We start from the raw sequence: 21657 nt of genomic DNA, 5'->3' as shown, positions 1-21657 counted from the left end.
TACGCGCTTAAGGGCTTGTGCCTGGTGGCTCTTCTAGCGACGAGCCGCCAGCACTTTGCGGTAAATATCCAGCGTGCTCTGCGCACAGGCATCCCAACTGAAATGACGCGCACGTCCTAGCCCTGACTGGACCTTGCGCTCACGTTCTTCAGGCTGTTCCAGGACTGCGAGCATAGCAGTGCTGATGCTTTCTGCACTGTGTGGGTCGACAGCCCATGCTGCATCGCCTGTCACTTCCGGCAGTGAAGAATTGTTGGACGCGATCAGCGGACACTGCGCCGCGAATGCCTCGATGGCCGGCAGACCGAACCCTTCATACAGCGAAGCAAACACCAGCGCTCCGGCACTTTGCAGCAGCGCCAGCACCTCATTCTGTGGCAGGTAACTCAGCCAGCGACCTTCGCCACGTTGCTGCAACGCCTCAAGCTGCGGTAGCAGTTCTTCGTTACTCCAACCGTCACGACCGACAATTACCAGCGGATGCTCTTTACGTACCTGTGCGGGCAGTTGCTGGAAGGCTTCCAGCACGCGCTGCAGGTTCTTGCGAGGCTGCAGGGTGCCGACTACCAGATAGAAGCCGGGTTTGAGGCTATAGGCGTCCAGCACCCTGTTGCGCTCGGCGGCGCCGATGCGCTCGAAATACACAGGGTCCACGCCTAGGGGTGTAACGCTGATGCGCTCTGGCGCGATGCCCAGGTGACGAATCATGTCCTGCTTGCTGTATTCGGAGATGGTGATGATGTGATCGGCACGTTCGATGCTGGTGGTGAACAGCCAGCTTTTCAGGCGCTTGAGGTCTTGCTTGATCCATTCCGGGTGCAGCACCGGAATCATGTCCATGATCGTAGCGACGACAGGTACGCCTTTGATCCGCGGGATATGGTGATCCGTTGCATGGAACAGTTGTACGTCTTTGGCGATGCTTGTCGAGCTACCCAATGGCAGTTTGAGGACGCCACTGAGCACGGCATGAATACGGTAGTCGCTGGACAACTGTTGCGGCTGACCACAGGCCAGGACTGGCAGTTGCTTGCCGAAAGCGTAAGGTTTGACGTGGATATCTCCAGCCTGACTCAGCTTGGTCAGGCTGTGCCAAAGCGCCCTGGAATATATGCCGATACCGTCCAGATGGCCGGCACGTTCGCCTTTCGCCCAGACCGTACAACTCAAGCCTATATCCATGTTCTGTCGTTCTCAATGTCGATCAATTACATTACTTCTCAATGGTGTACCAAGGCAGCGTATTACGCTTGCGTGTGGCGGATATGCGGAATCGGGCGCGGAATCGGGCGCGAAGACTAACATGCGGCGGCCTGGCTCGCACGGGGTGGCGAGCAGTTGCGGCGACGGAGTTACTGAATGGTAGGCGTATTGTAGTGGCCTTCATGTTGCATAGCAGCCAGAGCACCCGGATAATGGGCCTTTGCCACGCCTTTGTGGCCCAAGAATGGAGCGTCTATGTTCACCCCTGTAATCCTGGCTGGCGGTAGTGGTTCGCGGTTATGGCCTTTGTCGCGACAGAGTTTCCCGAAGCAGTTTCTTGCCCTTGATGGCCAGGATCAGGGAACGATGTTTCAACGCACGCTGGCTCGCCTGAAAGGTCTTGAGCACTCGCCTGCGGTCGTTGTGAGCAATGAAAATCATCGCTTCATCGTCGCCGAGCAACTGCGTGTAGCGAAGATGGGTAGCCGTCGTGTCATTCTCGAACCACTTGCCCGCAACACGGCGCCGGCCATCGCTCTGGCTGCGCTCGAAGCAACGGCGGATGGCACCGACCCGATTCTGCTGGTGCTGGCTGCCGACCACCATATCCATGACGAAGAAGCTTTCCGACAAGCCGTAGCGGTTGCACAGGTACATGCCGAGGCGGGTCGTCTGGTGACGTTCGGGATTACCCCGACTCACGCTGAAACCGGTTTTGGGTACATCCACTGTGGTGAATCCATTGCTCAGGGTGGCTTCGCGATCGAGGCCTTCAAGGAAAAGCCTTCCCCGGAGATGGCTGCCGAATACCTGTCCTCAGGTGCTTACCTGTGGAACAGCGGTATGTTCATGTTTCGTGCCTCGGTGTTCCTGGCTGAGCTGAAAAAGCATCGCTCCGACATATTGTCTGCCTGCCGCATAGCCTTGGCTGACTCCGATGCCGACAACTACTTCCTGCATGTCTCGGCCGAGAAGTTTGCCTTGTGCGCCGATGAGTCCGTGGACTACGCAGTCATGGAGCACACCGACCTCGGTCTGGTCGTGCCACTGGATGCAGGCTGGAACGACTTGGGCAGCTGGGCTGCGATCTGGGATGTAGGCCCACATGATGCCAATAGCAACCGCCTGGAAGGCGATGTGATGGCAATCGACACGCGCAACTGCCTGGTGCAGTCGCACCATCGACTGGTTGCCACTGTTGGCGTCGAGGACCTGATCGTTATCGAAACCAAGGACGCCGTTCTGGTCGCCAACAAGCACAACAGCCAACAGGTCAAGGACGTGGTAAAGCGTCTGCAGGCAGAAGAGCGTCCCGAGTTCGTCACTCATCCACTGGTCAACCGCCCGTGGGGCCACTACGACACGATCGATCTCGGCGAGCGCTACCAGGTCAAGCGCATCAGCGTGCTGCCGGGCGAGTGCCTGTCGCTGCAGATGCATTACCACCGCGCAGAGCACTGGATCGTAGTATCGGGTACCGCCAAGGTAATTTGCGACGATCAGGAACTGATTCTCTCCGAGAACCAGTCCACCTACATCCCGCTGGGCGTCAAACACTCGCTTGCCAACCCCGGCAAGGTGCCGTTGGAGCTCATCGAAGTGCAGTCGGGCTCGTACCTGGGTGAAGACGATATCGTCCGTTTCGAAGACCGCTACGGGCGTCTGAAGAAGTAAGTTTCTCAGGCACCGCTACACGTTTGGTAAAACGCCCCGCAAGCTCGCTTGTGGGGCGTTTTTGTTTGCACGGAAATGTTTACGGGTAGTTGTGGCGATACCGTCGGATGTAACAAATCCTGCCGCTGTGTAGAGGTCTTCCGAGACTTCAGCAGCGTTACCTATATTTTGAATAAATTTGATAAGCTTCGAAGGGCTTAGGAGTGCAGCGATCAAAAAAAGGGAGCTACATGAGTATACAGTCGAGGGATCCGGTGACAGATCGAGCCGCACCAACTGAAGATTCACCCATCAGCTTTTACTGCAAGCTTGAAGACGACAATGCAGTTAAGGATTATTTGAGGGGTGGTCGATGCCTGAGATTTACAGGCGTGAAGAGTTCTGAATGGAATGAGGTATCTCTGCGTCAAGGCGTTGATGTCTATGTCATCGATGTTGATTTCTGGTCAACCAATAAAGGTAACGGGCTTTCCTTTATTGGTACCCACAAGCAATCATTGGTTGAGCATCAGCCGGTCTCCGACTGGTTTCTTCTGGAGTTTACACCTGGGAAAGGGCGTAATTACTACTATGCCGCCTTTAGTGATCCCTCGGAAAACAAACCAACGTTTGGTAGCGTGCTGTTAGACCTCGACCCGAAGGCGGGGCCTGAACTGCCAACCCCGCCTAGCGTAAAGTCGATAAAAATGGATGCTGGCGACGATTACAGCTTTTACTCGTTTCACGTGGGGCAGGGTATGGCGTCGCTCCTTGATAATGAGCATGACGGCGTACTGTTTGATGCCGGGGCTGGTTGCCCGATAAAACGACCGGACTATCCTGATCTACTCGTAAACGATTTGAAAACCGCTGTTCAGGCTTTACACCGCGTCATCATGATCCTGTCTCACCCTGATCTCGACCACTGGCGGCTGTTGCAATGGGATCCGACGCTTTCGGGCAAAATAGACAGCATTTATGTGCCGATCAATACAAAGCAGTTGGTTTTTTCTGATAAAAGTGTAAACAAAAAAATCAAGGTTTTTGACGGTACACTTATTCCTTTGACGGTTGGTTCTTCTCTCGATTTGCATCGTAGTCAACCCAGTTACCCTGACAAGAATGGTGAGTGCCTTGTGTGTGTTTTTCACGCGCGTGGTCAGACGGTTCTTATCCCAGGTGACTACGTGTATGAGCGTATGAGACAAGATACGAACTCGCTTATCTCTGGCTTGGCAAATACTTCATACACCGCGATTATTGTCCCGCATCATGGAGACTTTGCCAGCAGCATTGGTGTATTCGCCGCACGCAATTCACAGTCGATTGCTTTTTTTTCGGCAGGTACCCATAAAGGATATAACCACCCTACTGAAGCATCGTTGATCGCCCACCGCCAAGGGGGCTTTAAGGAAGTTTCAGATAAACACCAGCCCAATATTGTTAAAGTGAGGTTGTGTTGAGCCGATTGGGCCAAGTGAGCCAACGCTCTGGCGGTGTCGCTACCTTCCAGTTGGCAGGCATTCAATCTGCGAAAAGAATCCGCGTCTATCAAACCAGTCGAGTAATCGAGCGTGAGTGAAAATGCGCGGGAGGCCATATTGGCAGTTGCTAAAGCAGCGGCTCAGGTGCACGGCTATAGTGGCATAAATTTCCGCATCATCGGCGAGGCGCTACTGGCAGGACGCCGCAGCTGTGCTGGAGGCATTACGAGATCCGGATCCGAGCCTTAGCTTGCAGCACTATCCTTCAACATTTCGAACATCGCTGGAGCATGCCAACCGACTTTGCATGGCCAGCTTCATGGCCGCTGAGTACGAAGACCTGCCCGAAGAGGTCAAGGTTGAAGTAAAGGCGTTTGCAGATACAAACGTGGCCTGGCTGACCGATGTCCTGATTGACGCAGGACTGGGCGATTCAGCCAGCTGTGAGCGACGCGCCCGTTCCATCTACACCGCCGTTGCCGGTGCGCAACTGATGGCCCGTATCCGCTGTGATATCGGTTTGTTCGATGAGCTGATACTTACTTGTCAGGAAGCGGGACTGATTCCTGTGCGGCAGATGTAACGTGCCTCGCCGGCACGTTACATCAGAAACAGAGCGCCGCGACGTATCGCGGCTTTATCAGGGGTATAATATTCTTCGGTGAATATCTGCTTATAGAAACCAGCTCTTGCTAAGTCCGCCTTATTTTATTACGATCGACAGCTTTTTTGTGGCTGCAGAAGTTCAAAACATTGACTGAGCCGCTTAATGAAAAGCAATATATAAAACGGGTTTTTCATGTTTATGCCTGCCCCCCTTTTGGTAATAATTTCCTTTGGGGGGACATGTCTTGGTTGAACCCATCAGGTACTGGTTTGAAATCCTTAAGGGGTGAGCGATGGCTGGACTGGAACTGACGCAGACCTTGAACATCAATCTCGCCAGTGATGCAGTAGTCATGATTACCCCCTTTGACTCTTAAAAGGTCGCGTTTCCAGCGATCTTTGTAAGGCGCGCGGATTCTACTATCACCGTATTGGCGATTATTGCATTGAATAATGTAAGCGTGTATGTCCAGTGCTGCCGATTCAACAAGAGCGTTAAAGGTATCGGTATCGCTGTTCCATTCTGGTACGAATAAAGCGTCGATCTGACCCCTGAGGTCGGCGCGATAGCGAAGGTTTGTCAACTCACTGCAGTTGAGAAGGGCAAAGCGAAAATCTCCATGTTGAATTATAGGTGGAGATTTCCATGTTTCAGCAGGGATCATTCTCGCACCAGCGAGCCTGAATAACTCCTGTTCTTCATGAAAGGCTGGGAATTGTTTGTCTTGCCTGTAAAGCATTAACGAGGGATAGCCAAGGCCATCATGGGTAAGTGATGCCCATATTTGATTATGAACTTTACTGTCATGAGTGTGTAAATATTCCACGCCCGTAATTAAAGATATCCCCCTGCCTTTAAGTTTTTCAGATATACGCATAAACCACTGTGGTGGGAGTGATAACTCCGGAAGAATGAGATAGCCTGTACCATCTGGTCTCGATATTAGCTCATTTATAAGACGATTGAGCCGTTGATAGCGGCGACGGCTATCAGGATCTGGTTTGCCCATCGCTGCCGCAACAAAGCTTTGGTCTAGAGTTTCCCAGCTTGACACTGCTATAGTCGGTTTGCCTTTAGAGCTGCCATCTGGAATGCTTAAAACTTTGGAATCAGGGTCAAGGTAAGGCATTTGATGCTCTTTAAGCTCAAATCCCCTTATGGCTGAAATAACCTTGCCCAGTTGAGATTCTTTTTCTGATGCGAAAGGTTTGTGGGCAATCAGATACAGCTCATTCAGGCTGAAAGGACGTGTAGCGAAGATTAGCCCAGCAGGCGCACCTTTCTCAAGATTTAGCCAGTTTGATACAACTTTAATCCCGTTAGTGACGCCAGGGCTAAGCAACCCCGTGACTTTCAGAGCCTTGAGGTCGCGTAGAGGCTGAATGCCACGCCGGCTGACCATTTCTTTAGGCATACCGGCAAAGCGTAAAGGCGCGTGAGCGAGATCATGGCTGAATAGGAGAGCTTGGGTTTTTTGTAGGGCGTTCAAGTCCTCTAGTAGCTCAAATAAAGCAGAACCGAAGTACTTGAGGTTGGTTTCCAGAATAAGCATAAAGGCTTTCCAGCCCACACTTCCCCTTTGGCTCAGAGGGAGCGGGAAGGCCGAGGCGATGTTCTCGTGCAAGGTTTGAAGAAGTATCTTCTGCCAGCGCGATATGCACTCATCTTCTGAGACTGGCTTTTTCTGTGCCTTTATCTCGAGTTTGCAGTCTGTCTCCACGGTAAGTCTTAACTTGTCTAATGCCTTGATAAGCTTGCCGAGGTGTTCAAAATCTTCACAAGCAGTAGCCATGCGAATGATACGAGGCATGTACTGAGCCAGTTCAAAAAACTTCATTGGCGTGAGTAGGTGGTCAATTACCGCATCAAAAAATGCGTGTCGATGCGCCTGCCAAGCCTGTGGTGGCAGATCACGCTCATAGGCCTCATAATCCCTAAGATTAAGAGCAAAACCCGCACGATGCAGAGTGAGAGCATCAGTTTTTCGTAAATTGTCCGCCTGTTCGCCACCGTTATTAGTTGCTTTGAGCAAATCAGTAGCGACGGTCGCTGAGGAGTCTGGCAAGCTGGGTAGCGCACGCCACTCACTGGCTCGTTGGTTGATTTGTTCAGAAATCGCATTGACTAAAGCTGTGCCCGGATTTCCTGCAAGAACAAATAATTTATTTTTGCTGTTATTAAAGGCAATATGGCTATCAACGAGATAATCTGGGTTGAACAAAATGCCCTGTTCGCTAATGGTGAGCAGCTCTTTACCGTCCTCTCGGTTTAGTATCCAATTCCAAAATTGCGCGGTTGTTTTAATATTGCTGGTGTTCTCCATCACAAGTAGGACGTCGTCTACATAACGGCCGTAATAAAGAGGTACTACTTGTTTTTCTATGAATTGGTCGAGTCGTAGCAGGGCGGAGTTTGCTACCACTGCTGATGCAGGCAGGCCGACAGGCAGTCCTTTTTTCAATGGCGTATTTTTCGACCAAGCCTGCAAGGCTCTTATAAAAATTCGGTGTAGTTTTTTCTGATTCTTGCTCAGCTTGACTCCGGAAAAACTAAGGAAGCGTTCATCCAGCATAAACTCCGGGTTAAGTTCATGATAAAAACTACTCACGTCAGCCGTCAGGGCTAAGACCTTCTTTTTATCGGTCAAGGCAGAGCGCATCGCTTTGATGCCTCCATCTCGCCAGTCTCGAAAAGGTTTCAGATAAGGTTTGAACGAGCCCAGTGCTAATTTGTTGATTTGTTCGGAGCGGTTCCGGCGTAATCGGCTACCATAGACATTTTCGCCCAAAGCCTTATCGAAGAGATCGCCGACTTCCATCATCCACAGCGCCGACAGTACATGGAAATCCATACTGCATTGCGCCATGAGACGAAACTCAGCAATGGGTTCTTTGCCATTCTCTGTCATGTCTAACCAGTCGTCTTCCGGTGCGGCGAAGATCAGGCCGGGATTTTCAGGCGCATTTTTGATTGGCGCTGGTCTCAGCGCTTTAGGTGCCAGCGTCCATTCACCGAGAAAATCGGTTTTTTTTATCCAGCGTTCATCTTTGCCAAGGAGCTTTTTCTTTAATCTCTTAAGGTTGTCCAGCAAGTCATTCTCATACTCAGCCATTGCGAGTAGCTGTGGATGGGTTGAATAGTAGAGGTCTACCTTCGCCTTGCGCCAAGCGAAAGCAAGCTCCTTCAGTGTGGCTATCATCAAATAGCCTCCTGATGCAGGAAGTTTTTCTTAGGTTTAAGGCTATTTTTGCTTGGTCTGCCAAATAAGCAAAACTGAAGCGTTGAAGCTTTCCTGCTCTCCTTTACCTTAGGGTTTTGAGATTGGGTAATGGGTATTGGCCACAGTATTCCTTGGGGGTAGGTCATTGCTGAATCTTCCATGTGTGATGGAAGGAATACTAAAGTGCTATTACTCGATGTGCAATGATCCAATGAGCCAGGGAAAACGCGAAACTTTTATACGCTCGGGTATCTCACATTTAGCTGCCCCAAGACAAAATATTGTGGAATTGCTCGTTGGGTCAGCACTCGGCGCGAGGTGATTTTCTAACGTTAATAGTTGAAACCCAATCCGTTGCTCAAGCTCTTATCGGGGGATATAAGTGCTTTTTGAGCTGTTCAGACGCGTTCGCAGAATGATAAAAATTCTTTCCATCAAAACAAAAAACCGCGCAAAGGCGCGGTTTTATTGGGCTTAGGCAGCTTCTAAGTGTTTTAACAAGCTGCTGAAGTCAAGTGCTCAATCACACATTAAACCTGAAATGCATCACATCACCATCCTTGACGATGTATTCCTTGCCTTCGAGACGCCATTTACCCGCTTCCTTGGCACCGGCTTCACCCTTGAACTGGATGAAGTCGTCATAGGCCACGACTTCGGCACGAATAAAGCCTTTTTCAAAGTCGGTGTGGATGACGCCTGCGGCCTGTGGTGCTGTTGCACCGACGCGGACGGTCCAGGCGCGAACTTCTTCGACGCCAGCGGTGAAGTAGGTCTGCAGGTGAAGCATTTCGTAGCCAGCGCGAATAACGCGGTTCAGGCCGGGTTCTTCGAGGCCCAGCGCTTCGAGGAACATGTCTTTTTCTTCGCCGTCATCCAGTTCGGCGATTTCGGCTTCGATCTTGTTGCAGACCGGCACCAGCATTGCGCCTTCTTCTTCGGCGATGGCGCGGACCACGTCCAGCAAAGGGTTGTTCTCGAAACCGTCTTCGGCAACGTTGGCGATGTACATGACCGGCTTGGTGGTCAGCAGGTGGAAGCCACGGATGGTGGCCTTCTCGTCGTTGCTCATGCTCTTCATCAGGCTGCGTGCTGGCTTGCCTTCGCTGAAGTGGGCGATCAGTTGTTCAAGCAGGCCTTTCTGGACCACTGCGTCCTTGTCACCGCCCTTGGCATTGCGCGTGACCTTTTGCAGTTGCTTCTCGCAGCTGTCGAGGTCAGCGAAGATCAGTTCCAGATCGATGATCTCGATGTCGCGCTTGGGGTCGACGCTGTTGGAGACGTGAATTACGTTCTCGTCTTCAAAGCAGCGCACCACGTGAGCGATGGCGTCGGTCTCGCGGATGTTGGCGAGGAACTTGTTGCCCAGGCCTTCGCCTTTTGAGGCACCTGCCACCAGGCCTGCGATGTCGACGAACTCCATGGTGGTCGGCAGGATGCGTTTCGGGTTGACGATGGCTGCCAGTGCCGCGAGGCGCGGGTCAGGCATCGGCACGATGCCGCTGTTCGGTTCAATGGTGCAGAAGGGGAAGTTCTCGGCCGCAATACCAGATTTGGTCAGGGCGTTGAACAGGGTGGACTTGCCGACGTTAGGCAGGCCGACGATGCCGCAATTGAATCCCATGGTGTTTCCCCTCGAGTGATGTCAGGCCTTCTGGCTGTGCAGGTTTTTCATCGCCCGGTTCCATTCACCGGCGAGGATATCCGGCAGCACGCCGAGGGCAAAGTCGATACTGGCGTCCAGTTTTTCCTGTTCGGCGCGTGGCGCTCGACCCAGGACAAAGCCGGATACCTTGCTGGCATCGCCCGGGTGGCCGATGCCAAGCCGCAAGCGATGAAATGTGTTCTGGTTGCCGAGCTGCGCGATGATGTCGCGCAGGCCGTTATGACCGCCATGGCCGCCACCCACTTTGAGTTTGGCAACGCCCGGAGGCAGGTCCAGCTCGTCATGCGCCACCAGAATCGACTCAACCGGAATGCGGTAGAAACCGGCGAGTGCCGCGACGGCCTGGCCGCTGCGGTTCATGTAAGTGGTGGGAATCAGCAGACGAACATCCTGACCTTGATGCGTAAAACGCCCGGTCAGGCCAAAGAATTTGCGCTCGGGAACGAGATTGACTCGCTGCGCCGCAGCAATACGCTCAACAAAAAAAGCCCCTGCGTTATGCCGGGTCTGTTCGTATTCAGCGCCTGGATTTCCCAGGCCCACGATCAGTTGTATGGCGGTCACGACAGGGGCTCTTCCTTTGGAGTTGAGGGTTAAACCGCTGACGACAGCGGCAATGTGGGCGAAAACTGCTCATTTACCATGATGTAAACTCAGCGATCTCGCCCGCTTTGCCTGCTATCGCTCGCGATGTTTCCTGAGCAACTCCGACGTTACCAAGTAATGAATTACTCGGCTGCGCCTTCTTCACCTTCTTCTGCTTCGTCTTTGACGATGCGCGGTGCGTGGACGTTGGCGATTGCCAGGTCAGTACCGTGTGCCAAGGCAACGAACTCGACACCTTTAGGTGCTTTCAGCTCGGACAGGTGAACGTTGTCGCCTACTTCCAGCGCGCCCAGATCAACTTCGATGAACTCAGGCAGGTCTTTAGGCAGGCAGGTCACTTCCAGTTCAGTGGTAGTGTGCGAGATCTCGCCGCCTTTCTTGACTGGAGCTTCTTCGTTCAGGAAGTGGATCGGCACGATTGCGGTCAGTTTCTGGCCGGCAATAACGCGCACGAAGTCAGCGTGCATCACGTGGCCTTTGGCCGGGTGACGTTGCAGCGCCTTGATGATGACGTTCTGCTTCTGGCCGCCAACGTTCAGCTCGATGATGTGGCTGTAGGCCGCATCGTTTTCGAGCAGTTTGGCAACTTCCTTGGCCAGCATGCTGATGGACTCAGGGGCTTTGTCGCCACCGTAGACGACAGCTGGAACCAGGCTGGCGAGACGACGCAGGCGGCGGCTCGCACCTTTCCCCAGGTCGGAACGCTGTTCTGCATTCAGGGTAAATTCGTTCATGTTGTATCTCCAAATTAACCACATCCGCCGTTGCGTTTGCGACCAGCGCTTGGGCGGTATGGGCAAAAAAGCCCCGCCCTGACCGGATGTCAGGGCGGGGCGCTTTTCGTCTGCGTGATGTCAGTTAACGGAACATCGCGCTGATCGATTCTTCATTGCTGATGCGGCGAACCGCTTCGGCGACTACCGGCGCAATATCCAGTTGACGGATACGGCTGCAAGCTTGTGCTGCTGCGGACAACGGGATGGTGTTAGTGACCACCAGTTCGTCCAGCACGGAATTTTCAATGTTTTCGATCGCCCGGCCCGACAGCACAGGGTGTGTGCAGTAGGCAAAGACCTTGGCTGCGCCATGCTCTTTCAAGGCCTTGGCCGCGTGGCACAGGGTGCCGGCGGTGTCGACCATGTCATCGACCAGAATACAGGTACGCCCTTCGACATCACCGATGATATGCATCACTTCAGAGTGATTGGCTTTCTCACGGCGTTTGTCGATGATACCGAGATCGACACCCAGGGATTTCGCAACAGCACGTGCACGCACGACGCCGCCGATATCCGGGGAAACGATCATCAGGTTTTCAAAGCGCTGGTCTTCGATGTCATCCACCAGAACGGGGGAGCCGTAGATGTTATCTACCGGAATATCGAAGAAACCCTGGATCTGGTCAGCATGAAGATCAACCGTAAGAACACGGTCGATTCCCACCACGGTGAGCATGTCAGCAACAACTTTCGCGCTGATGGCAACACGTGCGGAGCGCGGACGGCGATCCTGGCGGGCATAACCAAAGTAGGGAATCACAGCAGTGATTCGGGACGCTGAGGAGCGGCGGAAGGCATCAGCCATCACAACCAGTTCCATCAGGTTATCGTTCGTTGGTGCGCAAGTCGGCTGAATGATGAAGACGTCTTTACCGCGGACGTTTTCATTAATCTCAGTGCTGATTTCGCCGTCGGAAAATTTTCCGACAGAAACATCACCGAGTGGGATATGCAGCTGACGTACTACACGCCGAGCGAGATCGGGGTTGGCATTCCCCGTAAAGACCATCATCTTGGACACGCGCAGTACCTAGAGGCTGAGGGTAACCTGGATGAGTATAGAAAATGGCAGGGGCGGCTGGATTCGAACCAACGCATGGCAGGATCAAAACCTGCTGCCTTACCGCTTGGCGACGCCCCTGTATTGAATCAATCGAGTGCCTGGCACTCAATTCCTGTTACAGAATTTGCAGCTTGCGATGCAACATCGAAATGTTACTTCCTTTTGCTACGAACCCCGTAAGGGTCTCTGTAAGAAGGGCCGAGACTTTATCAGCTTCAGCTTTGTTTGGGAAGGCCCCAAACACACAACTTCCAGTTCCGGTTAATTTTGCTTCGGTAAAATTACCTAACAAATTCAAAGCGTTACGTACTTCTGGGTAACGCCTCTCTACAACCGCCTTACAGTCATTTCGACTGTTTCCCTTGGGAACGGGGCGCACTTTAATGGGCGGCGTGTCGCGTGTCAACAACGGATCTGAAAAAATTTCTGCTGTACTTACAGCGACTTGCGGAACGAGCACCAAATACCAGGGTTCTTCGGGGTCAACCGGGGTGAGAATTTCCCCGACACCCTCAGCAAATGCGGCGTGTCCACGGACAAAAACCGGTACATCAGCGCCCAGAGTCAGGCCCAGTTGCGCCAGACGATCTTCATCCCAGCCAAGCTGCCACAAATGATTCAGCGCCAGCAGTGTGGTGGCAGCATCCGAGCTGCCGCCGCCAATGCCGCCGCCCATGGGCAGGCGTTTTTCCAGCCAGATATCCATGCCCAGCGTGCAACCGGACTGTTTTTGCAGCGCGCGGGCGGCTTTGACGATCAGATTGCTGTCATGCGGGACGCCGGGTACATCGGTCTGCAGACAAATTTCGCCGTCCTGGCGAACGGTAAAGCCCAGTTCGTCACCATAATCGAGAAACTGAAACAGGGTTTGCAGCTCATGGTAGCCGTCCGGGCGGCGTCCCAGAATGTGCAGCATCAGGTTCAGCTTTGCCGGGGCAGGCAAAACCAGCTGGGGTGTGGCCATATCCTGTAATGCAGTCATGGTCATTGCCCCAGTTTGCGAGGTTGCCAGTCCTTGATGACCAGCGTGACATCGAGGTCCTGGCCGTGCAGCTTGACGCGTTCGGGCAGCCAATAGCCATTCTGTTCGACATAACTGAGGTATTCCACCTGCCAGCCGTCCTGTTCAAGGCTGGCCAGACGACTGTCGCCATCAAGCGTCACGTTGCTTTTGCTGTCCGGTGCCGGCAAACCGCGCACCCACCATACGAGGTGGGAAACCGGCAGCTTCCAGCCCAGTTGATCCTGAAGCAGTGTTTCCGGCGTCGTGGCTTCGTAGCGACCCTGGTTGGCGACTTCAAGCGCGACAGCGCCGGGCCTGCCGGTCAGTCGTGCTGCGCCACGGCCGAGCGGACCGGACAAGCGGATATCGTAGTAATCCTGACGCTGCAGCCAGAACAAGGTGCCGCTGCCGGAGTCCTTCGGCGCACGGATGCCGACCTTGCCGTTGATCTGCCAGCCATCGAGGCTGCTCAGTTGCTGTTTGTGTTCGCGCCATTGCGCGGGGTCGCCCTTGCCCTGAACGGCTTCGCGGGAAGTGAGACCGGCACAGCCGGTGAGCAGGGCGATGAGGCTGAATACGATTACGTGGCGCAAAAACATAACGTCAAAGGGTCTCTGAACCGGTCAAGCGTCGCAGTGTGCTGCGCAGGACGGTGCTGTCGGGTTGTTGTTCCAGGGCCTTGGCCCATACTTTCCGGGCTTCGCGCTGTTCGCCTTTGGCCCAGAGTACTTCGCCCAGATGTGCGGCTACTTCGTGGTCAGGGAAGCGTTCGAGCGCCTGGCGCAGGTAGCGTTCGGCAGCATCCAGATTGCCCATGCGGTAATTCACCCAGCCAAGGCTGTCGAGAACTGCCGGATCGTCGGGGCTGATCTGATGGGCTTTCTCGATCAGTTCGCGGGCTTCGGCGTAACGCGTGGTGCGATCGGAGAGGGTGTAGCCCAGTGCATTCAGCGCCATGGCGTTTTCCGGCTCGCGCTTGATGATGCTGCGCAGGTCTTTTTCCATCTGCGCCAGATCATTGCGCTTTTCAGCCAGCATGGCGCGGGTATAGAGCAGGTTGGCGTCGTCCGGGTATTGCTTGAGTGCCGTGTTCAGCACCTGCCAGCCGCGATCCAGTTGATCATTGCTGGTCAGGGTTTCGGCCTCGATCAGGTACAGCTGAATGGCGTAATCGGGCTCTTCGGCACGTGCTTCAGCCAGGCGTTTGGCCGCTTCTGCGCCGTTGCCATTGCTGACCAGAATATCGGCCTGGCGCAATTGAGCCGCCAGGAAGTCCGGTCCCGGTCCGACCTGAGCGTATTCGTTGAGCGCGCTTTGCGGGTCCTCACGTTCTTCGTGGATGCGACCCAGATTCAAATGCGCTGAATCGACGTGTGCACCACGGGCGATCAGTTCTTCCAGGTAGCCAGCCGCTTCGTCCCAGGCCTTGGCTTCAAGGCACACCAGAGCCAGCGAGAAGCGCAGTTCGTCATCGTCCGGATATTGCTGCAAAAGAGCGGAAAACTGCACTTTGGCGTCTTCCATGCGGTTTTGCTCGACGAGCATGCGCGCATACGTCAGGCGCAGGCGTTTGTCGTCCGGGTATTTCTTGATGCTTTTCTCAAGCAGGGGCACCGCTTCCTTGCCCCGGTTCATGCTTTGCAGCAGACGGGCATGCAGCAGGATGGGCGCGATTTCGCCTTCTTTGGGTGGGTTGTCTTCCAGCAGCTTCAACGACTGTTCGGCGTCACCATTCTGCTGAAGCAACAGCGCCTTGCCGAAAATCAGCTGGCTGTTGTTCGGGTATTTGCCCAGCAACCGATCAAAACTTTTGAGCAGGCCGTTGCGGGTGTCCGGATCGGTTTCGGCCGCGGACAGTGCCAGAAAGTCGAAGTGCGTGTCGCCCTGACCCTGCAGGACTCTCTCCATGTACACCAGAGAATCGTCGTAACGTCCCGCGCGCGCCAGTTGAATGGCTGCGGCGCGTTGCGCTTCAAGGTCGGTCGGTGCGTTTCTTGCCCAGATCAGCGCGGTTTCCAGCGCAGACTGATCAGCGCCCATGTATTCGGCGATCTGATAGGCGCGCTCGGAGACCCCCGGGTCCTGAGTCTTGATCGCCTGGGTCACGTAGTTATCCAGGGCGATGTCGAAGCGGTTGCGCTGGCCGGCCAGCTCCGCGCTCAACAGGCTGACCAGGGTGTCCTGAGTGAACGAACCATAGACCTTCGGCTTGGCTTCAGGCGCGGGGGGGGCGTCTTTCTGAGCGGGCACGGGCTGTGACGAGGCGGGGGCCATTGACTGGCAGCCGCCTAGAAAGGCAAGAGCAAGGAACAACGCGGAGGATCTATTCATATATAAGAAGGGCGGCTTACCTGCGGTGGGAGCATCATGACACAAGGCTGTTGGCAAAACCCACAGCCGTCGGAAAAACTGATGCAATGCGTGTGTTTGCAGTGTCGCGAGCCTGAAAACGCAGGCTGTGACGATCGATTGTAGTGGGACAATAATATGTGGTGGTTGTTCTGAGCTTATTGAAGTAGGACAATTACCGGCTTCACGTCACCACCTGCGACCCTGAATGGCCTTCCTTGCACTCGGTATCAATCATAAGACCGCCTCGGTCGACGTTCGCGAGCGCGTGGCATTTACCCCGGAACAGTTGGTGGAGGCGTTGCAGCAGCTTTGCCACCTGACCGAAAGTCGCGAGGCTGCGATTCTTTCAACCTGTAATCGCAGCGAGTTGTACATCGAGCACGAGCATCTCGGTGCGGACAGCATTCTTGCCTGGCTTGCCAATTACCATCACCTCAGCCTGGAAGAACTGCGCGCCAGCGCTTACGTCCACGAGGACGATGCCGCCGTGCGACACATGATGCGTGTCGCCTCGGGGCTCGACTCCCTGGTGCTCGGCGAGCCGCAGATTCTCGGCCAGATGAAGTCTGCGTATGCCGTTGCGCGCGAGGCCGGAACGGTCGGGCCGTTACTGGGACGTCTGTTTCAGGCCACGTTCAGCGCTGCCAAACAGGTGCGTACAGACACTGCAATTGGTGAAAACCCGGTGTCCGTGGCCTTCGCCGCGGTCAGTCTGGCCAAACAGATTTTCAGTGACCTGCAACGCAGTCAGGCCTTGTTGATCGGTGCGGGCGAGACCATTACTCTGGTCGCCCGGCATCTGCATGACCTGGGCGTCAAGCGTATCGTGGTTGCCAACCGTACGCTGGAGCGCGCCAGCATGCTGGCTGCCGAGTTCGGTGCCCATGCGGTGTTGCTGTCGGATATCCCGGCCGAGCTGGTCAACAGCGATATCGTGATCAGCTCCACCGCCAGCCAGTTGCCGATCCTGGGCAAGGGGGCCGTGGAAAGTGCGCTGAAACTGCGCAAGCACAAACCGATTTTCATGGTCGATATTGCCGTACCGCGGGATATCGAGCCTGAAGTCGGCGAACTGGACGACGTTTACCTGTACAGCGTTGATGATCTGCACGAAGTGGTGGCAGAAAATCTCAAGAGTCGCCAGGGGGCTGCACTGGCTGCCGAGCAGCTGGTCAGCGTGGGTGCCGAAGACTTCATGTCGCGGCTGCGCGAACTGGCGGCGGTCGATGTGTTGCGCGCCTATCGTCAGCAAAGCGAACGGCTGCGTGACGAAGAACTGAGCAAGGCGCAACGTATGCTGGCCAACGGTAGCAATGCCGAGGACGTATTGATCCAGCTGGCACGTGGTCTGACCAACAAATTGCTGCACGCACCCAGCGTGCAGCTCAAGAAGCTGTCTGCCGAAGGTCGCGTCGATGCGCTGGCCATGGCTCAGGAACTTTTTGCCCTCGGTGAGGGCTCGACGGATAAAACCCCGCAATGAAAGCTTCACTGCTCAATAAGCTGGATGTCCTCAGCGACCGTTTCGAGGAACTGACCGCGCTGCTCGGCGATGCCGAAGTGATCAGCGATCAGACACGCTTTCGCGCCTATTCCCGTGAGTACGCCGAAGTGGAGCCGGTCGTTGCGCTTTACCAACAGCTGATCAGGGTGCAGGGTGATCTGGAGGGCGCGCAGGCGCTGCTCAAGGACAGCGACCCGGACATGCGCGAAATGGCCGTCGAGGAAGTTCGCGAGACAAAACAGCAACTGGTCGAGCTGGAAGCGCAATTGCAGCGCATGTTGTTGCCCAAGGACCCGAACGACGGCCGCAACGTGTTTCTGGAGATCCGTGCGGGCACCGGCGGTGATGAAGCCGCGATCTTCTCCGGTGACCTGTTTCGCATGTACTCGCGTTACGCCGAGCGGCGTGGCTGGCGGGTGGAAATTCTGTCCGAAAACGAAGGCGAGCATGGCGGCTACAAGGAAGTCATTGCGCGCGTCGAGGGTGACAGCGTCTACGGCAAGCTGAAATTCGAGTCCGGCGCGCACCGTGTGCAGCGCGTGCCCGAGACCGAGTCGCAGGGTCGCATCCACACGTCTGCCTGTACCGTTGCAGTGCTGCCGGAGCCTGACGAGCAACAGGCGATCGAGATCAACCCGGCCGACCTGCGTGTCGACACCTATCGCTCCTCAGGGGCCGGTGGTCAGCACGTCAACAAAACCGACTCGGCGATCCGCATTACCCACTTGCCATCGGGTATTGTCGTCGAGTGCCAGGAAGAGCGTTCGCAGCACAAGAACAGGGCCCGGGCAATGTCCTGGCTATCTGCCAAACTGAATGATCAGCAGACCAGCGCGGCGGCCAACGCCATCGCCAGCGAGCGCAAGCTGCTCGTGGGGTCGGGTGATCGTTCCGAGCGTATTCGTACGTATAATTTCCCTCAAGGGCGAGTGACGGATCACCGCGTGAACCTGACGCTGTATTCGCTTGATGAAGTTCTGGCGGGCGGGGTCGATGCAGTGATAGAGCCGCTACTCGCTGAATATCAGGCTGATCAACTTGCGGCACTGGGTGAGTAAATGACCATCATCGCAAGTTTGTTAAGAAGCGCCGAGCTTCCCGATTCACCGACCGCGCGGCTCGACATAGAGCTGCTGCTGGCGGCAGCGCTGGGCAAACCGCGCAGCTTTCTGCACACCTGGCCTGAGCGCATCGTCAGCACCGAGGCTGCGCTGGCCTTTGCAGGTTATTTGCAGCGTCGACGCACGGGCGAACCGGTGGCTTACATTCTCGGTCAGCAAGGTTTCTGGAAGCTTGATCTGGAAGTAGCGCCGCATACCTTGATCCCGCGGCCAGAGACCGAAATGCTGGTCGAGGCAGCGCTGGAACTGGTGCCTGCGTTCGCGCCCGCCAAGGTGCTTGACCTGGGCACCGGCACTGGGGCGATTGCGCTGGCGCTGGCCAACGAGCGCCAACAATGGAAAGTCACAGCGGTCGACCGTGTGCCTGAAGCGGTAGCGCTGGCCGAACGCAACCGCCAGCGTTTGCAACTGGATAACGCCCAAGTGCTCAACAGCCACTGGTTCAGTGCTCTGGAAGGGCAGCAGTTTGATCTGATCATCAGTAACCCGCCGTACATCGCCGACGCTGATCCGCATCTGTCGGCCGGTGATGTACGTTTCGAGCCGAGCAGCGCGTTGACTGCCGGTTCCGACGGGCTGGACGATTTGCGCACGATCATTGCCGACGCGCCGGTGCACCTCAGCGCCGATGGCTGGCTGCTGCTGGAGCACGGTTACGATCAAGGCCCGGCGGTGCGCGAACTGTTGATCCGTCATGGTTTCGAGCGCATCCAGACCCGCCGTGATCTGGGTGAGCACGAGCGCATCACGTTCGGATGCAAGCCGTGCTGAGTGATCAGGAGCTGCTGCGCTACAGTCGCCAGATTCTGCTGCAACACGTTGATATCGACGGCCAGCTGCGCCTCAAGCAAAGTCGCGCGCTGATCGTCGGCGTCGGCGGGCTTGGTTCGCCGGTTGCCCTTTATCTGGCCGCCGCAGGGGTCGGTGAACTGCATCTGGCGGATTTTGATCACGTCGACCTGACCAACCTGCAACGCCAGATCATTCATGATACCCAGAGCATCGGACAGGCCAAGGTAGATTCGGCTCTGGCCCGGCTCAAGGCGATCAATCCCGAGATCACTCTCGTCGCTCATCGCTCAGCGCTGGATACCGACTCACTGGAGGCGGCGGTGCAGGCTGTCGATCTGGTGCTGGATTGCTCGGATAATTTCGCCACCCGCGAAGCGGTCAATGCCACCTGTGTCGCTGCCGGCAAGCCGTTGGTCAGCGGTGCTGCCATTCGGCTTGAAGGGCAGTTGTCGGTGTTCGATCCGCGTCGTGCGGACAGCCCGTGTTACCACTGCCTGTACGGTCACGGCAGCGAAGCCGAACTGACCTGCAGCGAGGCCGGTGTCATCGGGCCGCTGGTTGGCCTGGTTGGCAGTCTGCAAGCACTCGAAGCCTTGAAGCTGCTGGCCGGTTTTGGCGAGCCAATGGTCGGGCGACTACTATTGATTGATGCCTTGAGTACCCGTTTCCGTGAACTGAAAGTCAAGCGCGACCCGGCGTGCAGCGTTTGCAGTGCAGCAAGCGGGCAGGGCGAACATGCCTGACATGCAGATGAGCCATGCCAGCGATGCGCCTGTCGCAATCTTCGATTCCGGGGTCGGTGGCCTTTCAGTGCTCAATGAAATCCGCCAGTTGCTGCCCAGCGAGTCACTGCTGTATCTGGCGGACTGCGGGCATATTCCTTATGGCGAAAAGACCCCTGAATTCATTACCGAACGGTGCCTGACAATTGCGGGATTCTTCCGCGAGCAGGGTGCCAAGGCACTGGTCGTCGCCTGCAACACCGCGACGGCGGCGGGTGTGGCGCACATTCGTCAACGCTACCCGGACTGGCCAATTGTGGGTATGGAACCTGCTGTCAAACCTGCTGCCGAGGCGACCCGCAGCGGTGTTGTCGGTGTGCTGGCGACTACCGGAACGCTACAAAGCGCCCGCTTTGCGGCGTTGCTGGACCGATTTGCCAACGATGTTCGGGTCGTGACCCAGCCGTGCCCAGGGCTGGTCGAACTGATCGAAACCGGTGATCTGCTCAGTCCGCAAATCCGTCAATTGCTGCTGCATTATGTCGAGCCGCTGCTGGCAGCGCGCTGTGACACGATCATTCTGGGCTGTACTCACTACCCGTTTCTCAAACCTTTGTTGCGGGAGATGCTTCCCGAATCGGTCACCCTGATCGACACCGGGGCTGCGGTAGCGCGTCAGTTACAGCGTCTTTTGTCGCGTTCCAGCCTTCTTGCCACTGGCGACGCGCGAGATACTGTGTATTGGTCTAGTGACATTCCGGACAATTTCAGAAAAATCCTACCTTTTTTGTCGCAAAGTCCTGGCAATGTGAGAAGCTTCCGTTTGTAAAAAAAACGTGAAAAAAGGCGCTTTTGGGGTGAACTAACGTCGCCTCCGCGGCTTCTATAAAAGCGGCTGATGAATTCCAACACTTTTCGTACAATTTAATATATTTAGGACGTTTCTCATGAAGAGACTCTTTTGCCTGGCCGTGATTGCGGCCGCTTTGGCAGGGCAAGCTTCAATCGCGCAGGCTGATGGTGTTGAGTTTTCGGTCGGTCAGACCGGCGAGTCGACCATGACTTATCGTCTGGGCGTGCAGTTCGATTGGGATAAAACCTGGCTGCAAAGCGACATCGGCCGTTTGACCGGCTACTGGGATGGCGCTTACACCTATTGGGATGGCAAGGACTACAAGGATAACCACAGCCTGTCGTTCTCCCCGGTTCTGGTCTACGAGTTCGGCAACGGCAACGTCAAGCCTTACGTAGAAGCCGGTATCGGCGTCTCGGTGTTCTCCAACACCCAGGTTGAAGATCGCAAGTTCGGTTCTGCCTTCAACTTCGAAGACCGCATTGGTTTCGGTCTGCGCTTCGCGGGCGGGCATGAGGTCGGCATCCGCGCGACTCACTATTCCAACGCCGGCATCAAAGAGCCGAACGACGGTATAGAAAGCTACGCACTGCACTACAAGATGCCGTTCTGATTTGACTGGCATTCGTGCCAACGCTTCGCTGCAGCACAACGTAATGCCCTGCACAAAAGCCATTGCGCATAAAATGCTTTTTTATCGCGATGGCACTGACAACGCAGAGTGCGACGTTAGTGACGGCTGAGCTCTGACGCTGATCCGGAGGATGCGAGGCAGGACGCCGAGCAAGCCGCACCGGGCCAAGGATGGCCCGTTGCGGCGGCCCCCGGATCAGTGACAGGGCGAAGGAACCCGACGAAGTCGGGCCGGAAACAGGAGCGAAAGGCTTTGGTTACTTTGGCCTCATCAAAGTAACTCGCCGAGGGGCGAAAAGGTGACCTGAGTCGGGCACCAATTCACCTGATGTCGAAGAAGCCGCCATGTGACGCGGAGCGTCACGAACTGCATTCCCACGCGGAGCGTGGGGACGA

Annotated in this window: 17 protein-coding genes, 1 tRNA gene and 1 pseudogene; 9 read left to right on the top strand and 10 right to left on the bottom strand. The window is 55.5% G+C overall.

Features of this window, described 5'->3' with window-relative positions; genetic code table 11:
- Window positions 1-33: 33 nt before the first annotated feature.
- On the bottom strand, window positions 34-1182 hold the full coding sequence (locus tag RYC18_RS12595; RefSeq protein ID WP_316886175.1) for a glycosyltransferase family 1 protein: 1149 nt from the start codon (window positions 1180-1182) through the stop codon (window positions 34-36).
- Between the two features lie 276 nt (window positions 1183-1458).
- On the opposite strand from RYC18_RS12595, the gene RYC18_RS12590 reads away from it, so the two are divergent.
- The 3 genes and pseudogenes from RYC18_RS12590 to RYC18_RS12580 all read left to right on the top strand — a co-directional run bounded on the left by RYC18_RS12590 (window position 1459) and on the right by RYC18_RS12580 (window position 4923).
- Window positions 1459-2877, top strand: coding sequence for a mannose-1-phosphate guanylyltransferase/mannose-6-phosphate isomerase (locus RYC18_RS12590; protein ID WP_316886174.1), 1419 nt, complete (start codon window positions 1459-1461; stop codon window positions 2875-2877).
- 230 nt (window positions 2878-3107) lie between these two features.
- Window positions 3108-4319 carry a hypothetical protein gene (locus RYC18_RS12585; protein ID WP_316886173.1) on the top strand — a complete coding sequence of 404 codons (1212 nt, stop codon included), beginning with the start codon at window positions 3108-3110 and terminating at the stop codon, window positions 4317-4319.
- Window positions 4320-4430: 111 nt separating this feature from the next.
- Window positions 4431-4923, top strand: a pseudogene (locus RYC18_RS12580) (TetR/AcrR family transcriptional regulator).
- A gap of 220 nt (window positions 4924-5143) precedes the next feature.
- Here RYC18_RS12580 and RYC18_RS12575 read toward each other — a convergent pair.
- The 9 genes from RYC18_RS12575 to RYC18_RS12535 all read right to left on the bottom strand — a co-directional run bounded on the left by RYC18_RS12575 (window position 5144) and on the right by RYC18_RS12535 (window position 15615).
- The gene (locus tag RYC18_RS12575; RefSeq protein ID WP_316886172.1) at window positions 5144-8146 is read right to left on the bottom strand and encodes an RNA-directed DNA polymerase; all 3003 of its coding nucleotides are present in this window, start codon (window positions 8144-8146) and stop codon (window positions 5144-5146) included.
- Window positions 8147-8690: 544 nt separating this feature from the next.
- The gene (gene ychF, locus RYC18_RS12570; RefSeq protein ID WP_004663905.1) at window positions 8691-9791 is read right to left on the bottom strand and encodes a redox-regulated ATPase YchF; all 1101 of its coding nucleotides are present in this window, start codon (window positions 9789-9791) and stop codon (window positions 8691-8693) included.
- Between the two features lie 21 nt (window positions 9792-9812).
- Complete coding sequence (gene pth, locus RYC18_RS12565; protein ID WP_316886171.1) at window positions 9813-10397, bottom strand: aminoacyl-tRNA hydrolase; 585 nt, start codon at window positions 10395-10397, stop codon at window positions 9813-9815.
- 164 nt (window positions 10398-10561) lie between these two features.
- On the bottom strand, window positions 10562-11173 hold the full coding sequence (locus RYC18_RS12560) for a 50S ribosomal protein L25/general stress protein Ctc (RefSeq protein WP_002552144.1): 612 nt from the start codon (window positions 11171-11173) through the stop codon (window positions 10562-10564).
- A gap of 124 nt (window positions 11174-11297) precedes the next feature.
- The gene (locus tag RYC18_RS12555; protein WP_002552145.1) at window positions 11298-12239 is read right to left on the bottom strand and encodes a ribose-phosphate pyrophosphokinase; all 942 of its coding nucleotides are present in this window, start codon (window positions 12237-12239) and stop codon (window positions 11298-11300) included.
- 45 nt (window positions 12240-12284) lie between these two features.
- Window positions 12285-12359 (bottom strand) — tRNA-Gln (locus RYC18_RS12550).
- Between the two features lie 37 nt (window positions 12360-12396).
- Complete coding sequence (ispE, locus tag RYC18_RS12545) at window positions 12397-13245, bottom strand: 4-(cytidine 5'-diphospho)-2-C-methyl-D-erythritol kinase (RefSeq protein ID WP_044294212.1); 849 nt, start codon at window positions 13243-13245, stop codon at window positions 12397-12399.
- A gap of 20 nt (window positions 13246-13265) precedes the next feature.
- Window positions 13266-13883: a lipoprotein insertase outer membrane protein LolB gene (gene lolB, locus RYC18_RS12540; RefSeq protein WP_004660426.1), complete on the bottom strand. Its 618-nt coding sequence runs from the start codon at window positions 13881-13883 to the stop codon at window positions 13266-13268.
- Window positions 13884-13887: 4 nt separating this feature from the next.
- Complete coding sequence (locus RYC18_RS12535) at window positions 13888-15615, bottom strand: tetratricopeptide repeat protein (protein ID WP_080396227.1); 1728 nt, start codon at window positions 15613-15615, stop codon at window positions 13888-13890.
- A gap of 226 nt (window positions 15616-15841) precedes the next feature.
- Between RYC18_RS12535 and hemA the strand changes: the two genes are divergently transcribed.
- The 6 genes from hemA (at window position 15842) to RYC18_RS12505 (ending at window position 21241) form a co-directional block, all read left to right on the top strand.
- Window positions 15842-17119, top strand: coding sequence for a glutamyl-tRNA reductase (gene hemA, locus RYC18_RS12530; RefSeq protein ID WP_002552149.1), 1278 nt, complete (start codon window positions 15842-15844; stop codon window positions 17117-17119).
- Window positions 17116-18198 (top strand): peptide chain release factor 1, encoded by a 1083-nt coding sequence (prfA, locus tag RYC18_RS12525; protein ID WP_002552150.1) that lies wholly within the window; start codon window positions 17116-17118, stop codon window positions 18196-18198. The genes hemA and prfA overlap by 4 nt, the downstream gene beginning before the upstream one ends.
- Window positions 18199-19032 carry a peptide chain release factor N(5)-glutamine methyltransferase gene (gene prmC / locus RYC18_RS12520; RefSeq protein WP_005746222.1) on the top strand — a complete coding sequence of 278 codons (834 nt, stop codon included), beginning with the start codon at window positions 18199-18201 and terminating at the stop codon, window positions 19030-19032.
- The gene (locus RYC18_RS12515; protein WP_162181469.1) at window positions 19026-19796 is read left to right on the top strand and encodes a molybdopterin-synthase adenylyltransferase MoeB; all 771 of its coding nucleotides are present in this window, start codon (window positions 19026-19028) and stop codon (window positions 19794-19796) included. Before prmC ends, RYC18_RS12515 begins: the two co-directional genes overlap by 7 nt.
- Window positions 19789-20604 carry a glutamate racemase gene (murI, locus tag RYC18_RS12510; protein ID WP_002552153.1) on the top strand — a complete coding sequence of 272 codons (816 nt, stop codon included), beginning with the start codon at window positions 19789-19791 and terminating at the stop codon, window positions 20602-20604. Before RYC18_RS12515 ends, murI begins: the two co-directional genes overlap by 8 nt.
- A gap of 118 nt (window positions 20605-20722) precedes the next feature.
- On the top strand, window positions 20723-21241 hold the full coding sequence (locus RYC18_RS12505; protein ID WP_002552154.1) for an acyloxyacyl hydrolase: 519 nt from the start codon (window positions 20723-20725) through the stop codon (window positions 21239-21241).
- Window positions 21242-21657: the final 416 nt, after the last annotated feature.

Source organism: Pseudomonas syringae group sp. 247E2 (assembly GCF_032587795.1).
Classification (GTDB): domain Bacteria; phylum Pseudomonadota; class Gammaproteobacteria; order Pseudomonadales; family Pseudomonadaceae; genus Aquipseudomonas; species Aquipseudomonas amygdali.
Note: the sequence above shows the minus strand (reverse complement) of the source record. Positions and strands in the feature narration are given on the sequence as shown.

Coding starts and splice junctions, on each gene's coding strand:
- RYC18_RS12595 (WP_316886175.1), bottom strand. CDS start 1,182: ATGGATATAGGCTTGAGTTGTACGGTCTGGGCGAAAGGCGAACGTGCC.
- RYC18_RS12590 (WP_316886174.1), top strand. CDS start 1,459: ATGTTCACCCCTGTAATCCTGGCTGGCGGTAGTGGTTCGCGGTTATGG.
- RYC18_RS12585 (WP_316886173.1), top strand. CDS start 3,108: ATGAGTATACAGTCGAGGGATCCGGTGACAGATCGAGCCGCACCAACT.
- RYC18_RS12575 (WP_316886172.1), bottom strand. CDS start 8,146: ATGATAGCCACACTGAAGGAGCTTGCTTTCGCTTGGCGCAAGGCGAAG.
- ychF (WP_004663905.1), bottom strand. CDS start 9,791: ATGGGATTCAATTGCGGCATCGTCGGCCTGCCTAACGTCGGCAAGTCC.
- RYC18_RS12560 (WP_002552144.1), bottom strand. CDS start 11,173: ATGAACGAATTTACCCTGAATGCAGAACAGCGTTCCGACCTGGGGAAA.
- ispE (WP_044294212.1), bottom strand. CDS start 13,245: ATGGCCACACCCCAGCTGGTTTTGCCTGCCCCGGCAAAGCTGAACCTG.
- lolB (WP_004660426.1), bottom strand. CDS start 13,883: ATGTTTTTGCGCCACGTAATCGTATTCAGCCTCATCGCCCTGCTCACC.
- RYC18_RS12535 (WP_080396227.1), bottom strand. CDS start 15,615: ATGAATAGATCCTCCGCGTTGTTCCTTGCTCTTGCCTTTCTAGGCGGC.
- hemA (WP_002552149.1), top strand. CDS start 15,842: ATGGCCTTCCTTGCACTCGGTATCAATCATAAGACCGCCTCGGTCGAC.
- prfA (WP_002552150.1), top strand. CDS start 17,116: ATGAAAGCTTCACTGCTCAATAAGCTGGATGTCCTCAGCGACCGTTTC.
- prmC (WP_005746222.1), top strand. CDS start 18,199: ATGACCATCATCGCAAGTTTGTTAAGAAGCGCCGAGCTTCCCGATTCA.
- murI (WP_002552153.1), top strand. CDS start 19,789: ATGCCTGACATGCAGATGAGCCATGCCAGCGATGCGCCTGTCGCAATC.
- RYC18_RS12505 (WP_002552154.1), top strand. CDS start 20,723: ATGAAGAGACTCTTTTGCCTGGCCGTGATTGCGGCCGCTTTGGCAGGG.